Consider the following 15,388-nt stretch of genomic DNA (forward strand, 5'->3'; position numbering starts at 1 on the left):
GAGGAAGAGAGGCAAAATATTTTGTGAAAGTTTCCGGGTTGCATTTTTGTCATACATCAATTATAATAAACTCAGTTTTCGTTGGAAATCTGATTTATCGAAAGCGTCTTCAGAGTTTATGAATAAGTACCTGAAGGCAATCTGTATAAAATGTCAAGGCGTTTCCGCCAGGGATTTCCGTGAGATTGCAGGAAAGAGGAAAAAGGTGATACAATGGATGCGTTTCTTGAACGGTAGGAGTAAGAAGGAGTTCGAGGATATGGATAAGAGAGATGAGTATCTAAACGAGGCTTACAATACCTTGCTGACATTAAGTACAGACGAGCAGAAACGACTGGAATATGAAGCGCGGGAGAGGGCGCTTAAGGATTATAATTCGCAGATGGAAAGTGCAGAGGAACGAGGGAGGAAGATAGGGGAGCAGATTGGTGAACAGCGGGTAAAGCAGATGTTCCTGTCTGTAATTGAAAAAAGCCCGTAACCACGGGCAAAATCGGGGTGACAGGATTCGAACCTGCGACCTCACGGCCCCCAGCCGTGCGCTCTAACCAAACTGAGCCACACCCCGATACCTTTCTATTATAATATAAGTATGATAAAATCTCAATCATTATTTTTGTGAACTGGTAATTTTTTTAGTACTTTTTTTTAAGTATTTTTCTGGAGGCCATTTTTGATACAGGGAATCCTGCATTTGAGCTGCCAAGTATATAAGGGCCGGTGGACCTTATTTTGGCTGCCGTACATACCTGAGTGAGCGTCCGGTGGACCTTGTTTGGAAAAGCAGAGGTTACCCTACGCTCTTGACAGTATTTACGAAATCATGCAAAATGGAGAGGAAAAAGAAAATGCCAAAGGATGATGAGGGATGGAAAATCTGATATTTAGTTTAAATGCGACAGTCCCGGTATTTCTTATGATGCTGCTGGGGCTGTTGTTTCGTAAAATAGGGTGGATCGATGAGGTGTTTGCCTCTAAGATGAATAAGTTTGTGTTCATGGTGCCGCTCCCGCTGCTGGTGTTTGAAGATCTGGCGACGGTGGATTTTGCGAAGGCGTGGGATGCGAAGTTTGTGCTGTTCTGTTTTTGCGTGACGGTGCTGAGTATTGCGATCGCGGCGGCGGTGTCCTGTTTATGGAGGGACAGATCGGTACGGGGAGAATTTATTCAGGCGTCCTATCGGAGCAGCGCGGCGCTTTTGGGAATTGCATTTATTCAAAATATTTATGGAAATGCAGGAATGGCGCCGCTTATGATCATTGGAAGTGTGCCGCTTTATAACGTGATGGCGGTCGTCTTGTTGTCATTTTTTCAGCCGGAAGCGAAAGGGATTGATGCGGTGGTGTTGAAAAAGACGCTGAAAGGGATTGCTACGAATCCGATCATTATTGGAATTGCAGCAGGACTTTTATGGTCGGCGCTTGGGATTCCGATGCCGCATATTATGGAAAAGACGGTATCAAGCCTGGGAGCGGTGGCTTCCCCGATGGGGCTTATGGCAATGGGCGCTACATTTGACATCAGTAAGGCATTTGCAAAAGTGAAGCCGGCGGTGACGGCCGCGTTCATTAAATTGGTAGGATTCGGGATTATTTTCCTGCCTGTTGCGGTGCGTCTGGGATTCAGGCGCGAAGAGCTGGTGGCGATTTTGGTCATGCTGGGATCGGCGACGACGGTAAGCTGTTTTGTCATGGCAAAGAATATGGGGCATGAAGGAGTGCTGACATCGAGCGTTGTCATGCTCACCACGATGTTCAGTGCATTTACATTGACGGGGTGGCTTTATATCTTGCGGAGTATGGGGCTGGTGTAGCACTTGAGGCGGACTGGATGGGAGGCTTTTATACAGTAAAATTATAAGATGATAGGAGAGGTTTTTATGGTAGAGATTAAACAGATGACACAGGTACACACAGAAGAGGTTCTGGAAATGATGCGGATTTTTTACGCATCGCCGGCCGTATTTACCAATGGTACGGAGGAAATTTTCCGAAATGATGTGGAGAATTGTGTGAATGACAATCCATATTTGGAGGGGTATGTTTTTTGTGAAAATGATGCGATTCTCGGTTATGGTATGGTGGCAAAAAGTTTTTCTACGGAGTTTGGCAGGCAGTGCATCTGGATCGAGGATCTGTATTTTAAACCGGAATATCGGGGGAAGGGAATCGGCACGCGGTTCTTTGCATATATGGAAGAAAAATATCCGGAGGCAATTCTGCGTCTGGAGGTAGAAGAGGAAAATGAGCGGGCGGTCCATGTGTACAGGAAGAATGGGTTTGATGTGCTTCCTTATATGGAAATGAAAAAAGTGCTTTAGTTATGATTTTGTTCAATAGACCATAATAGGTATGAAAAAATAATGGATGGAAAATAAATCCCAGGGCTTACCTTCTCGGCAGGTCCTGGGATTGTTATTAAGCATATTGAATGAAAGAAGTTTTGTTTACTAAGTTGAGTGAAGGCCCAGCGGATATTGGGGGGGGGTGACACTATCTCAGTACAAAATATTGCTCATACCACAGAAGGAAGGAATACACGGTGTAAATCTTCCGGTGGAAATTGCCAACCTTATTCTTGTGGTCTTCCAGCCATTTCATGAGAATATCCCGGTCGAAGAATTCGGAGACGAAGTCCTTCTGGAACATCTCTTTGACTCTGTTGTAATATTTATCCTCGCGGAGCCATACACGGAACGGAACCAAAAACCCGAGTTTCTTTCTCTTTGCCCAGTCCATCGGAATATGGGAGAGGGCAGAGGTACGGAATGCTTTCTTGGTCTCTTCTCCTTCCACGCAATATTTGCTGTCGATACTGCGTGCCAGCTTCCATACTTCCTTGTCCAGGTAAGGTACGCGAAGCTCCAGGGAGTGAGCCATCGTCATCTTATCTGCCTTTAGCAGAATGTCGTGAGGCAGCCAGAGATGCATGTCCAAAAATAGTTTCTTGTGCAGGTCATCCAGGTCTTTTACCCGGTCGAAATATGGTTTTGTCACGTCCTGATATCTGAGATCACTCTTATAATTTGGAGCGAGGACTTCATTTGCCTCCTCGTTATCCATGATAAACGCCTGGCCGATGTAGGATTCCTCCACGGAGGTCGCGTTTCGCTTGAGGAAATTCAGACCTCTGTGTCCCGGCTTGCTGGCCGCCCAGTCGCCGAGCTTTTTGCGAAGTCCTGCCGGAACAATGGCGCGGTAGAAATCACCGGACCGGCTGGGCTTGTAGGTGTCGTAGCCGCCGAACATCTCATCAGCGCCCTCACCGCTAAGTACGACCTTGACATCCTTAGCTGCGAGCTGAGCCAGATAGTACAGCGGCACAGCGGACAGATTGGCGTGAGGCTCGTCGGAGTGGTACTGTACATAGGGCAGTGCATCGAAGAATTCGTCGGAAGAGATCTCCTTCTTTGCATTGGACATGTGCAGGATATCGCAGAGGTCCTTGGAATAGGTGGTCTCGTCGAAGCCGCCGACCTCGAAGCCTACAGAGTAGGTCTTCATCGGTTTTACCGTCGAAGCAATATAGCTGGAATCTACGCCGCCGGACAGGAAGGAACCAACCTCCACGTCGCTGATCTGGTGGTAGTCCACGGACTCCTGAATGGTCTCGCCGATTAATTTCACCGTCTCATCGAAGCTGCGGTTTTCCTTGTCGTAGGTAGGATCAAAATATTTGGCAGTTTTAAATTCGGTTCCGTCGTAGGTGAAGTACGTTCCCGGATCCAGCTTGAATACGCCCTTGAACATGGTCTCCAAAAGCGGGGTATACTGGAAGATCAGGTACATCTTCAGTGCGTCCTTGTTGACTTCCTTATGAAAATGAGGATGTGCAAGGAAGGATTTGATCTCGGAGCCGAAGAGAAGACTTCCATTCATCTGTGCATAGTAGAACGGTTTGATTCCGAAGTAATCCCTTGCCCCGTAGAGGGTGTGTTTTTCTTTGTCATAAATGACGAATGCGAACATTCCGCGCAGCATGGATGCCGTCTTTTCTCCGTAGGTCTTGTAGGTCTGGAGAATGACCTCCGTGTCGGAATTCGTCTGGAATGTACATCCGTGATTATCGATCAGGTCCTGTCTGATCTCTTTGAAATTGTAAATTTCTCCGTTGAATATAATAACATGCTTTCCATCGGCGCTGTGAATGGGCTGGTCGCCGCCTGCCAGGTCGATGATGCTGAGGCGTCTGAAGCCCAGAACCACATAATCATCTACAAAGCTGCCTTTGCTGTCCGGGCCGCGGTGAGCGATGAGTTCGCCCATCTTGTCGATGATTTCTTCTCTATTGAAGTCGCCTTTACCGTAGTAGCCTGCAAATCCACACATAAGTTATACGTCCTTTCTCGAATAGGTGATTTAATACATGTCGGTATTATAGCATAGTATACCCAGAATTGCCAAGCCGGAAAGGGGGAGAATTTGAATCGCCTGGTTGTAAAGGGATAGTGGTAGTGCTATAATCTGTTCATGAGCACCGTGTACAGGGCGGGCCCTCCCAACTTGCAGAAGAAGGGAGGTGGTGTGAATGGGTACATATGAGGTCCTGAGTTTATTATTTCTGGGCGGTACGTTCCTGGTCGCATTGCTGACCTATGTCGATAGACATACCTTGTGAAACGGCCGAATGGCCATACGGGATGCCCTTTGGGTATAATAAGCGAAAATAAAAATGCCTACCCTGTCAGCCCACAGGATAGGCAGTGTCCGTAAGGACATATAAACTTATAATGAGGGCTTCCACCTTGTGGGCGGCGCTCTTTTTATATGATTATTATATATCGGGATTTTTGAAAATGCAAGGGGCAGCCTTGGGATGATTCAAAAAATTCATTTTGCCTTATGTTCAAAAATGTTTTATGATAAAAGGGTATATCAGACATTTGTCAAAAAGGAGGAATGGAAAAATGCAGGATTTTACATTTTATTCACCCACATATTTTTATTTTGGAAAAGACGGGGAGGAGCACATCGGTGAGCTTGTGAGGCGGTTCGGCGGAAGCAAGGTGATGATCCATTATGGCGGAGGCTCCGTGAAACGAAACGGGGTGCTGGACAGGGTAACCGCGTCCCTTAAGGCGGCGCAGCTTCCGTATGTAGAGCTGGGCGGGGTGCATCCGAATCCGCTCAGTGGGCTGGTATATGAGGGAATTGAGCTTTGCAGGAAGGAAAATGTGGACTTTATTCTTGCGGTAGGCGGGGGAAGTACCATTGATTCGGCAAAGGCGATCGCAGCGGGCGTCGTGTATGACGGAGACTTTTGGGATTATTATTCGACGGATAAAACGGTGGATGTGGCGCTTCCAATCGGAACGGTGCTTACAATCGCGGCAGCTGGAAGTGAGGGAAGCGGGGATTCTGTGATCACACACGAAAATGGCATGCTGAAATGGGCAGCTGCAGGAGAGGCCCTGCGCCCGAAATTCTCCATTTTAAATCCGGCAAATACCTGCACACTCCCGGCGTATCAGACGGCTTGCGGGATTACGGACATCATGGCGCATGTGTGTGAACGGTATTTTACCAATACGAAGGATGTGGAGATCACCGACCGTCTTTGTGAAGGGATTTTGAAGGCGATGATCGAAGAGGCGCCGAAGGTAATGGCAAATCCGAATGATTATGAGGCGCGGGCAAATATCATGTGGTCCGGAATGGTGGCGCATAATAATATCTGCGGTGTGGGACGCACGCAGGATTGGGGAAGCCATACGCTGGAACACGAGCTGTCGTCCCTGTACGACGTGGCGCACGGAGCCGGGCTTGCGGTGATGATGCCGGCATGGATGGAGTATGTAATGGAAAATCACAGTGTGGACAGAGCGGTGCAGTTCGCTGTAAGAGTGTGGGGCTGTGATATGAATTTTGCGGATCCAATGCGTACAGCGCGGGAAGGAATCGAAAGATTCAGGGCGTTTCTTGATTCCATTGGAATGCCGGGCAATTTTGAAGAGCTGGGTGCGAAAGAAGAGGATATTCCGAAGCTGGCAGAGCATCTGGGGCTTGGGGAAAATGGAACCATCGGCGGTTATATGAAGCTGGGCACAAAGGATGCGGAGGCGATCTACCGGATTGCGGCGCAGTATAAGAGGAACTGATGTACAGATAGGAATGCAAAGAATTGCCCCCGGCAAGATATGATGAGCGAAAAATATAATTCCAGGAGGATGGAAAGATGCCCCGAGAACTGAACGAGGTGCATACGCTGGTAATGAACGTGACGCCTCTTTTGGACAAAGCGAAGTATGACAGACTTTATGATAAAATGCCTGATTTTCGAAAAGCGAAGGCGGACAGACTGCATTTTGCCGAGGATCGGCCAAGGAGTGTTGGGGCGTGGTATCTGCGCATGCTGGCTAAGGAGCGGTACGGACAGATCGAGGAGGCGGCATGTAATTTGTCGCACTCCGGAGAATACGCACTCTGCAGTGTGGGACCCGCTGGGGCGAAGGTGGGCTGCGACGTAGAGAGGATGAAGACCTTCCGTGAGGCTGTCGCGCGAAGATTTTTTGACGGGGAAGAATATCGGCATCTCATGAAACAGGAAGAAATGCTCCGGACTGATTGGTTCTACAGGTATTGGGTGTTGAAAGAAAGCTTTATCAAGGCGACCAGGCGGGGACTTGCCATGAAACTTGACAGCTTCCGGTTCGCGTTCGACGAAGAGGGGAGGCCTTATCTGACCTGGCAGCCAAAGGAAGTGGCGGAGTCTTATTTCTTTAAAGAATATGAGATAGAGGGCGCACGGATTGCAGTGTGCTCTACCTGTGAACGGTTTGCCGGAAGCCTTGAAATTTGTGAGCTGCCATGGGCATAGAATGTGCAAAAGTACAGTTGATTTCGTGAAAATGGTTTGCAGCGGAGATTAAAACGCTATACGGAAAAAGAGTAAAAAACAGTGTAAGGACAGGGAAAATCCGAAATGTCCTTTCACTGTTTTTTCACATTTCCACCATATTTTTCCCACATTTTATTTATAGAATAATGCCAGTAAAGCGCATCGCAAATAACCCTACTGCGTGGTTGGTATAGGGATTTGCCGAACGTTATGCCAGGAGGGAGTCACATGGGAAATCAAAGTGTATTTGAACGGGTCGAGAAGAAATATAGAATGAACCGAAAGCAGTATGAAGCATTTCTAAATGCGGCGGAAGGGAAAATTCATGCAGACAAATACGGACTTCACACGATCCGCAATATTTATTATGATACGCAGGACTACGAGCTGATCCGAAGCTCTATTGAGAAGCCGAAATATAAAGAAAAATTCCGGCTGCGCGGATATGGCGAGATCAGGGAGAACAGTCCGGTATTCCTGGAAATTAAGAAAAAGTATAATGGCGTGGTATATAAACGCCGGACGGAGCTGCCATTTGGGGAAGCAAAGGCTTATCTGGAGCGGGGAATCCTGCCGGATAATGACAATCAGATCATGAGGGAGATTGATTATTTTATGAAGTTTCACAAGCCATTTCCGAGGGTATATCTTGCTTATGACCGGGTGGCCTATCAGGGAGATGAGGAGGCCGAACTGCGGATCACGATAGACAGGAATATCCGCAGCCGCCGCCACCATCTGGAGCTTTCCTATGACGGGGAATGTACTTTACTGAGTCCGGGAGAATATTTGATGGAGATTAAAGTGGATACGGCATATCCACTGTGGCTGGCAGATCTGTTATGTGAGCTTCAGATTTATCCGGTCTCATTTTCTAAATATGGGGCGGTGTACGCGAAGGCTTTGATGGCCGGTGAAATTTGCCTGGATATGGAAGAACGGGTAAAAATGCAGGCCGAAATGCGAACGGAAGTGCAGGCGGAAACACAGTCGGAAATTTCTGCGAAAGTGCAGATGGAAATGCAGGCCGTGTGATCAGGAAAGAGTAGTGAGGCCAAGGAGCCAAAGTTTACGGCAGCTTGCGTAGCATGAGATGATAAAATAAGGAAAAGAGTAAGGAGATAAGAAGATGTTTACGAGTGTTTTGGGAAATGTAGAGGGAAGTTTGACGATGCAGAACGCACTGCTCTGTGCGGGCGTATCTTTACTTTTGGGGCTGGTGATCGCAGTCATTTACCGGAGTCAGGGGACGTGCAGTAAGAATTTTATGATCACGCTGGTGCTGCTTCCGGTGTTGGTGCAGATGGTGATTATGTTGGTAAACGGTAATCTGGGAACGAGCGTGGCGGTGCTGGGAACATTTAGCCTGGTGCGCTTTCGGTCGGCGCCGGGGACTTCCAAGGAGATTGCGGCTATTTTCTTCGCGATGGCGATCGGGCTTGCGACGGGAACCGGATTTTTGTCCTTTGCTGCGGCGATGACCGTAGTGGTGGGAGCGACGTTTGTGGCTTTGGAGAGAATTCCCTTCGATGAGTGGAAGCAGAATGAGAAGGATCTGCGGATTACGATCGCGGAAAATCTGGATTACACGGAGATTTTTGAGGATATTTTTGAAAGATATACTTCCCGGCGCAGACTCCTGCGGGTAAAGACGACGAATCTCGGAAGTATGTATGAGCTGGATTACCATATTACTTTGAAGGATATGAGGCAGGAGAAAGAAATGATCGATGCGATTCGCTGCCGGAATGGGAATCTGACGATTGTCTGCGGGCGGCGGCAGACGGTACAGGAGGAATTGTGATGGCGAGAAGAAAATATATTGCCCTGTTTTTGTGTGCGGCGCTTTTGGGTACTTTGTGCGGGTGCAGCCAGAAGGAGGCCGGGGAGGAGTACGTATCGGACTTGTCGGGGCATGCGACGGTGTCAAAGGTGACACTTACTGAGGGAAAGTACAGTGAGGAAAAGCTGGACGATACCTGGGACGAAAATGCTGCGATATCCCTGAAACTTGAGGAAGACCGCATCAGCGCGTCTGGAGTAAGTGAAACGGGCATGGATGGAGTTATGATTGAGGGAAGTACGGCGACGATTTCAAAAGCCGGAACATATATCCTGTCCGGCAGTTTGAAGGACGGGCAGATTGTGGTAGATGCGGATAAGAATGACTATGTGAAGCTTGTTTTAAATGGCGCAGACATTACTTGTGCGGATTCGGCGCCCATTTACAGTAAGGGCGGCAACCTGATCATCACGCTGGCGGAAAATACGGAAAATACTGTCACGGACGGGGAAAGTTATGTGTTCGAAGAAGGAGAGGACGAACCGTCGGCAGCCATTTTTGCGAAAGATGACCTGAGTTTTAATGGAAAGGGAGCTTTGTATGTAAATGCGAATTATAACCATGCGGTGCAAAGTAAGGATGACTTAAAATTCGTGGCAGGCACTTATGTGATGAAGGCAGCAGGCGATGCGGTGGTCGGAAAGGACAGTGTGTCCGTAAAAGACGGCAATTTTACGATAGAATCCGGGGAGGACGGCATCAAGGCGACGAACATAGAGGATCCCGGGAAAGGGTATGTGCTGATTGAAAATGGTACCTTTCAGATTACGGCAGGAGGCGATGGGATTCAGGCGGAGACACTTCTGCGGGTAAATGATGGGAAACTGGATATCGTAACTGGCGGCGGAAGCGGTGAGGCTGTGATAACAGGCGATATGATGGAAGACGGATTCCACGGGCGAGGGGAAATGAAGGAAGGCGAAGCCCCGGAGGGTGGCGAGAGGCCGGAAGGAGAGATGCTGCAAGAAGGGGACAAATTGGAACTGGAAAAACCGGAAGGAGGAGACAGGCCGGAAGGTGAGATACCCCAAGGCGGAAAGGGGCCGAAAGGCGAGATGCCGCAAGATGGGAACAAGCCGGAAGGTGAGATGTCACAAGGTGGGGACAGGCCGGAAGGAGAAATGCCGGAAGGCGAAGTACCACAAGGCGAAGTACCACAAGGCGGAGAGAAACCAGAGGGTGAAAGTGATTTTTCCGGGGATCCGCCCCAGGAAGAATTGCAGGAAAAAAATGATACGCCCGGCACGAATACAGATACCTCCGAAAATGGGGAGGGAGTTGTCAGTACAAAGGCTTTGAAGTCCTATGTGGAGCTTGTGATCGCCGGAGGTGAGTTTGAGCTGGATTCCTACGATGACGGCCTGCACAGTAATCAGAATGTAACGATAGAGGATGGAGCATTTACCATACAGGCCGGCGATGATGGAATTCATGCGGACCGTAACCTGACAATTGACGGAGGAACGATAGATATCACACAGAGTTATGAAGGTTTGGAAGGGTTTGATATTGTAATAAATGCGGGCGATATCAAGGTAGTAGCGTCAGATGACGGGGTAAATGCCGCGGGCGACGATGACAGTGCTCAAAATCCGGAAGATGATGCAACGCAGCAGGCGTCAGACGAAAAGGCGGAGAAGGAGGATTCTCCAGCAGGAAACGAACCTCAGATGAAGCGAGGCGGTTTTATGGCGGGAGAAGATCAGGGCGCGACGATGACGGTAAATGGCGGCACTCTGTATGTGAACGCGAACGGAGATGGCCTTGACGCGAACGGAGACATTCTCCTAAGTGGCGGAACGGTTACTGTGCATGGTCCGGCAAGCGGAGGAAACGGAACCCTGGATTATGCGACAAGCTGCAAAATCATAGGAGGCGTTTTCTTAGGCGTGGGAAGCATGGGAATGGCGCAAAACCCCAGTGATGATTCTACACAGCCCTCACTTGTCGGTACGCTTGATTCGGCAGTGGAGGCCGGAACGACGATTTCCGTGAAAACGACGGACGGTGCAACAATCGCGTCTGTTGTGACAGAGAAACGGACGCAGTGGTACGCGATTTCGTCGCCGGAATTGAAACAAGGGGAAAGTTATATTGTTTGTGTGGGAGAGAAGGAGAAGACGGTAGAACTGAGTGAGGCTGTGACAGAGGTTAAATAGTAGGATAGATGATTGAAGGGTTATGATTTGAAGAGGATTTTGAATCATAACCCTTTTTTCTGCCAGGCATACCTGAGTAAAAAATTGCCAGAACTTCCTCTTAATGAAAAAAATTGTGTAGGGCCTGAAAAAATGAGGGGGGGGGGTGCGGGAATGAATGAAACATGAGATAATAAAATTATGAAAATCCCAGCGAGGAAGAAAAAGTTTACGGTACTAGTCAGTAAGAGGGAGGAAACGCTATGAAGAAGAAATTATTACTGATTTTAATGAGCGCAATGTTATCAATACCGATGATATCACAAGCAGCACCAGAGACGGAGCAGCCAGCAGAAAATGTGAGCGTGCAGAAGGCGGCAGACCAGGGTAAATGGGTGAAATCAGGATCCAGATGGTGGTTCCGTTTTGAAGATGGTTCCTATCCGGCAGATGGTATTATGGAAATTAATGGGGCACGGTATGGCTTTGATAAAGAAGGCTATATGGTGACCGGCTGGTATCTGGCGGCGAATGAGGATGGCAGCAGATCCTGGTATTACTACGATAGCAATGGTGCCGGGCATACCGGGTGGTTAAAGTATCGTGGCCAGTGGTATTATATCAACAAGGGATATATGGTAAACGATAGTATTGAGTATGTCGGCAATGAAGTGTATGGATTTGGCAAAGATGGCGTGATGGTAACCGGTTGGAATAAATTTCCGGTTATATAATGTGAAAATGTCGGCGGCAGCTGGCAGTCGTGGAGAGAGAATTGCTGGTTCTATTTTAAAGCAGGAGGCGCTGCCTACCATGGCTGGTTAAAAGATGGCAGGAATTGGTACTATCTGGATGGCGCAAAGGATGGCATCATGCAAACGGGCTGGCGAAAGATAAGTGGTAAGTGGTACTATATGGGCAGTGCAAACGACGGAGCTATGAAAACGGGCTGGCAGAAGATATCCGGCAACTGGTATTATCTGGGCGGTACAAATGATGGAACCATGAAAGCTGGCTGGCAGAAGATATCCGGTAACTGGTACTATTTTGGCAGTACAGAAGACGGAAGCATGAAGACAGGGCTTCAGGAGATTAACGGTGAATGGTATTATTTGGGCGGTGCAGAAGGTGGAAGTATGAAGACCGGCTGGCTGGAAATCGACGATGAATGGTACTATTTTGAAACATCAGGAAGCCGGCAGTCAGATGAAGGTCTGAGTGTTCCTGAAGGATTTGCTGTGCGGGAGTTATCAGATAATCATGCTATTTTCCAGTTACAATATAATGGCTATTGGACGACAGACAAGATTGTGTATGACCGGAAAACGGAGGAATATTTAGTATATCGGACCAATATTGATGTGAATACGCTGGAGAATATTAATTTTGATTTGGTTAAGAAGAATGCGGAGTCATTTGCTGAACATCATGATGCAGCGGAATATACGGAGTATGTTGATTATATCACTCTGGTAGATAGCGCACCGACGGTTGTGAGAGTTGCGATTATCAGAGACGGAGACAAGATCATATATGATTGCTTTGATTTACAGACTGATCAGATGATCGATGTTCCGGGGGATATATTTACAGAGATTTAATAAGAAGACAGGTGCTTGGAAAACCGGAGCAGATTATGTGGGTCTGCTCCGGTTTTTTGGCTTGAAGTAAAAGGCATTGACTGTTTAGAAAGAAAAAGGGTGTTCAAATGAATTCCCAATGTGAATAGATTTTATGCAAATTTTGTTTCATCAACGCGTGCATTTCTGTGGTGATGATAACTGGTTATAATCGAGGTTTCCCAAGAGGATTAATTAAATAATTGTGTAGAACGGAAGGAGTTCTGGCGGATATCCTGGTCGGTCAGAGAACGGAGGTTGTCAGTATGATATTGCATATGACCTATGAAGAGCATGAGAAGCTGGTGAGGGAAAACGAGCGTAAAGAGGGAAAAATATTGTTTGTGATTTCGGCGATACAAGCGAAGTGCAAGCAAGGTAACAATCCTGTTTTATTCTTCGGGTACTATTTCATAAGTGTATTTGTTATGCAAAATCTAAGTAAGGGAGCAGTCCTATATGGATTTGCTCCACTTTTTTGCCGGTGCCTTTCAAACCTTATGAAACGGCCGAATGGCCATACGGGATGCCCTTGGGTATACCTTAGTAAATGCTCATAGACTTTTATCCTATTTTTCACTAAAAATGGATTGACTTTTCTATAAACTTATGTTTAATTATAATTATATTAAAAAGTGAATTAAATTAATTAGAAAATAAGTGAAACGGGAATGAGAACACAAGTGGATAGATGAAGCATTTAACGGACATATAAATTCCCGCGGAATGGAGGAAATCATATGGCGATTCGATATAATGAAGAACAGAAAATGTTTAAGCTGGACACTGACAACACAACATATATCATCGGCCTGACGGACGAAGGATATGTGGGGCATGTCTATTATGGAAAGAGAATGCATGGATTTGGCGGCAAGATGCTTCTTAGGACCGAAGAACTGCCGAAAACTCCTTCGGTAAATAAGCGCGAGAAGTCCTCGTTTCTGGATAAATTCCCGATGGAATATTCTACGGCCGGAATCGGGGATTATCGTGAGAGCTGCCTGAACGTGCGGAATGAAAAAGGCTGTTCGGGGTGTGAGATTTTCTATGACTCACATCAGATTTTGGAAGGGAAACCGGGGCTTTGCGGGCTTCCGGCTTCCTTTGGAACAAGGGAGGAAGTGCAGACATTACAAATTACGTGTGTAGACCCGATTCTTCATTTGCAGGTGATCCTTTCGTATTCCGTATTTCCGGGGGAAGATGTGATTACCAGAAGTGTGAAGATTTGCAATTTGGGAGCAGAGACGTTATGGCTGGAGAAGGTGTATTCCGCCTGTCTTGATATGGACAACCAGGATTTTGAGATGCTTACTTTGTGCGGTTCCTGGGCGAGGGAGCGGCATATTCAGAGAAATGCCATTGTCTATGGCAGGCAGCAGGTTTCTTCCACAAAAGGGGAATCCAGCCATCAGGAACACCCGTTCCTGGCGCTGGTGACTCCGAATACGACCCAGGAGACCGGAGAGGTCTATGCGATGAATTTTGTGTATTCCGGGAATTTTATCGCGCAGGCAGAACTGAACCAGTTCGATCAGGTGCGAATGGTGATGGGAATCCATGCGGAGGAATTCCGATGGAAACTGGGATCCGGGGAGGAGTTTCAGGCTCCCGAGGTGGTCCTTGTGTATTCGGACGCGGGACTCGGGAAAATGACACGCTCTCTGCATGATTTTTACAGGGTCCATCTGATAAGGAGCCAATTCAAATATAAGAAGCGTCCGGTGCTGATCAACAACTGGGAGGCAACGTATTTTGATTTTAATACCGAGAAGCTGTTTGACATTGCGAGAGAGGCGAAGAAAAACGGAATCGAGATGCTGGTGATGGACGACGGCTGGTTCGGCAGACGGAATTGGGACGACAGTTCTCTTGGGGACTGGAATGTGAATGAAGAGAAGCTGACCGGCGGACTAACGGATCTGGTGCGCCGGGTCAATGAGATCGGATTGGAATTCGGTATCTGGTTTGAGCCGGAAATGATCTCGCCGGATTCAGATCTGTACCGCACACACCCGGACTGGGCGATTCAGATTGAGGGACGGGAAGTGACCCAGAGCCGCGCGCAGTACGTACTTGATCTGTCCAGAAAGGAAGTGCGGGATTACGCTTATGAATGTGTGGCGAAGATTCTCAGAAGTGCGCCGATCGCCTATGTGAAATGGGATATGAACCGCCAGCTTACCGACCTGGGAAGCCGGCATCTGGCAGCAGATGAACAGCAGGAGCTTTCCCATCGTTATGTTCTGGGACTTTATGAGATGCAGGAAAGACTGGTAACGGAATTCCCGGATCTGCTGCTTGAGAATTGTTCCGGCGGAGGGGCCAGGTTCGACCCGGGAATGTTATATTACAGCCCGCAGATCTGGTGCTCTGATGACACCGATGCGATAGAACGGCTGCGGATTCAGGAGGGAACGGCCCTGATCTATCCGCTTTCTACGATGGGGGCGCACGTGAGCGATTGCCCGAATCATGCTGTGGGAAGATCTACTCCGTTTGAGACCAGAGGGCACGTGGCGCTTGCGGGAACTTTCGGCTATGAACTGGATATTACGAAGATTCCACAGACAGAGCGGGATCAGATTCAGGGGCAGGTGGAGATGTGCCACAAATATCAGGGATTGATCCAGACCGGAGATTATTACCGGATCGCTTCCTGGACGGACCGGAAGCCGTTTGACTGCTGGGAGGTTGCGGCGAAAGACGGCTCTGAGGCTTTGGTGACCTGTGTGCAGGTTCTGGGGCGCACCTCGGTTCACAGCAGAATCATACGTTTAAAGGGACTGACAAGCGATGGAATATATCGGTTGGAAGGAACGGAAGAGGTCTATCGGGGAGAGGAACTTAAGAACTGTGGATTTGCGGTGAGAGATTTGAAAGGAGATTTCCAGAGCAGGATATATCATTTTGTACGTCAATAAAAGGCGGGCGGGTGAAGTGGAGGT

The 15,388-nt window shown here is 48.0% G+C and carries 13 protein-coding genes and 1 tRNA gene; 12 read left to right on the top strand and 2 right to left on the bottom strand.

Features of this window, described 5'->3' with window-relative positions:
• Nucleotides 1-259: 259 nt before the first annotated feature.
• Entirely contained in the window at nucleotides 260-481 is a 222-nt protein-coding gene (locus tag ABXS75_02385; GenBank protein XCP85668.1) for a hypothetical protein, read from the top strand.
• Nucleotides 482-493: 12 nt separating this feature from the next.
• Here ABXS75_02385 and ABXS75_02390 read toward each other — a convergent pair.
• Nucleotides 494-568, bottom strand: a tRNA-Pro gene (locus ABXS75_02390).
• A 300-nt stretch (nucleotides 569-868) separates the two neighbouring features.
• Here ABXS75_02390 and ABXS75_02395 point away from each other — a divergent pair.
• A complete protein-coding gene (locus ABXS75_02395; GenBank protein XCP85669.1) occupies nucleotides 869-1,813 on the top strand; it encodes an AEC family transporter in 945 nt (314 codons plus the stop codon).
• 66 nt (nucleotides 1,814-1,879) lie between these two features.
• A complete protein-coding gene (locus tag ABXS75_02400; protein XCP85670.1) occupies nucleotides 1,880-2,320 on the top strand; it encodes a GNAT family N-acetyltransferase in 441 nt (146 codons plus the stop codon).
• A gap of 172 nt (nucleotides 2,321-2,492) precedes the next feature.
• On the opposite strand, the gene asnB is transcribed toward ABXS75_02400, so the two are convergent.
• Nucleotides 2,493-4,328: an asparagine synthase (glutamine-hydrolyzing) gene (gene asnB / locus ABXS75_02405; protein XCP85671.1), complete on the bottom strand. Its 1,836-nt coding sequence runs from the start codon at nucleotides 4,326-4,328 to the stop codon at nucleotides 2,493-2,495.
• 199 nt (nucleotides 4,329-4,527) lie between these two features.
• On the opposite strand from asnB, the gene ABXS75_02410 reads away from it, so the two are divergent.
• The 9 genes from ABXS75_02410 to ABXS75_02450 all read left to right on the top strand — a co-directional run bounded on the left by ABXS75_02410 (nucleotide 4,528) and on the right by ABXS75_02450 (nucleotide 15,364).
• A complete protein-coding gene (locus tag ABXS75_02410) occupies nucleotides 4,528-4,617 on the top strand; it encodes a putative holin-like toxin (GenBank protein ID XCP85672.1) in 90 nt (29 codons plus the stop codon).
• Between the two features lie 289 nt (nucleotides 4,618-4,906).
• The gene (locus tag ABXS75_02415; GenBank protein XCP85673.1) at nucleotides 4,907-6,097 is read left to right on the top strand and encodes an iron-containing alcohol dehydrogenase; all 1,191 of its coding nucleotides are present in this window, start codon (nucleotides 4,907-4,909) and stop codon (nucleotides 6,095-6,097) included.
• A 77-nt stretch (nucleotides 6,098-6,174) separates the two neighbouring features.
• Nucleotides 6,175-6,816 (top strand): 4'-phosphopantetheinyl transferase superfamily protein, encoded by a 642-nt coding sequence (locus ABXS75_02420; GenBank protein ID XCP85674.1) that lies wholly within the window; start codon nucleotides 6,175-6,177, stop codon nucleotides 6,814-6,816.
• Between the two features lie 249 nt (nucleotides 6,817-7,065).
• A complete protein-coding gene (locus tag ABXS75_02425; protein ID XCP85675.1) occupies nucleotides 7,066-7,872 on the top strand; it encodes a polyphosphate polymerase domain-containing protein in 807 nt (268 codons plus the stop codon).
• A 94-nt stretch (nucleotides 7,873-7,966) separates the two neighbouring features.
• Nucleotides 7,967-8,641: a DUF4956 domain-containing protein gene (locus ABXS75_02430; GenBank protein ID XCP85676.1), complete on the top strand. Its 675-nt coding sequence runs from the start codon at nucleotides 7,967-7,969 to the stop codon at nucleotides 8,639-8,641.
• A complete protein-coding gene (locus tag ABXS75_02435) occupies nucleotides 8,641-10,839 on the top strand; it encodes a carbohydrate-binding domain-containing protein (protein ID XCP85677.1) in 2,199 nt (732 codons plus the stop codon). Before ABXS75_02430 ends, ABXS75_02435 begins: the two co-directional genes overlap by 1 nt.
• A 242-nt stretch (nucleotides 10,840-11,081) precedes the next feature.
• Nucleotides 11,082-11,552: a hypothetical protein gene (locus ABXS75_02440; protein ID XCP85678.1), complete on the top strand. Its 471-nt coding sequence runs from the start codon at nucleotides 11,082-11,084 to the stop codon at nucleotides 11,550-11,552.
• A gap of 138 nt (nucleotides 11,553-11,690) precedes the next feature.
• Complete coding sequence (locus tag ABXS75_02445; GenBank protein ID XCP85679.1) at nucleotides 11,691-12,419, top strand: hypothetical protein; 729 nt, start codon at nucleotides 11,691-11,693, stop codon at nucleotides 12,417-12,419.
• Between the two features lie 758 nt (nucleotides 12,420-13,177).
• Nucleotides 13,178-15,364, top strand: a complete 2,187-nt coding sequence (locus ABXS75_02450) for an alpha-galactosidase (GenBank protein ID XCP85680.1) — start codon at nucleotides 13,178-13,180, stop codon at nucleotides 15,362-15,364.
• Nucleotides 15,365-15,388 lie beyond the last annotated feature (24 nt).

Source organism: Roseburia hominis (assembly GCA_040702975.1).
GTDB lineage: Bacteria > Bacillota > Clostridia > Lachnospirales > Lachnospiraceae > Allocoprococcus > Allocoprococcus hominis_A.

Coding starts and splice junctions, on each gene's coding strand:
- ABXS75_02385 (XCP85668.1), top strand. CDS start 260: ATGGATAAGAGAGATGAGTATCTAAACGAGGCTTACAATACCTTGCTG.
- ABXS75_02395 (XCP85669.1), top strand. CDS start 869: ATGGAAAATCTGATATTTAGTTTAAATGCGACAGTCCCGGTATTTCTT.
- ABXS75_02400 (XCP85670.1), top strand. CDS start 1,880: ATGGTAGAGATTAAACAGATGACACAGGTACACACAGAAGAGGTTCTG.
- asnB (XCP85671.1), bottom strand. CDS start 4,328: ATGTGTGGATTTGCAGGCTACTACGGTAAAGGCGACTTCAATAGAGAA.
- ABXS75_02410 (XCP85672.1), top strand. CDS start 4,528: ATGGGTACATATGAGGTCCTGAGTTTATTATTTCTGGGCGGTACGTTC.
- ABXS75_02415 (XCP85673.1), top strand. CDS start 4,907: ATGCAGGATTTTACATTTTATTCACCCACATATTTTTATTTTGGAAAA.
- ABXS75_02420 (XCP85674.1), top strand. CDS start 6,175: ATGCCCCGAGAACTGAACGAGGTGCATACGCTGGTAATGAACGTGACG.
- ABXS75_02425 (XCP85675.1), top strand. CDS start 7,066: ATGGGAAATCAAAGTGTATTTGAACGGGTCGAGAAGAAATATAGAATG.
- ABXS75_02430 (XCP85676.1), top strand. CDS start 7,967: ATGTTTACGAGTGTTTTGGGAAATGTAGAGGGAAGTTTGACGATGCAG.
- ABXS75_02435 (XCP85677.1), top strand. CDS start 8,641: ATGGCGAGAAGAAAATATATTGCCCTGTTTTTGTGTGCGGCGCTTTTG.
- ABXS75_02440 (XCP85678.1), top strand. CDS start 11,082: ATGAAGAAGAAATTATTACTGATTTTAATGAGCGCAATGTTATCAATA.
- ABXS75_02445 (XCP85679.1), top strand. CDS start 11,691: ATGCAAACGGGCTGGCGAAAGATAAGTGGTAAGTGGTACTATATGGGC.
- ABXS75_02450 (XCP85680.1), top strand. CDS start 13,178: ATGGCGATTCGATATAATGAAGAACAGAAAATGTTTAAGCTGGACACT.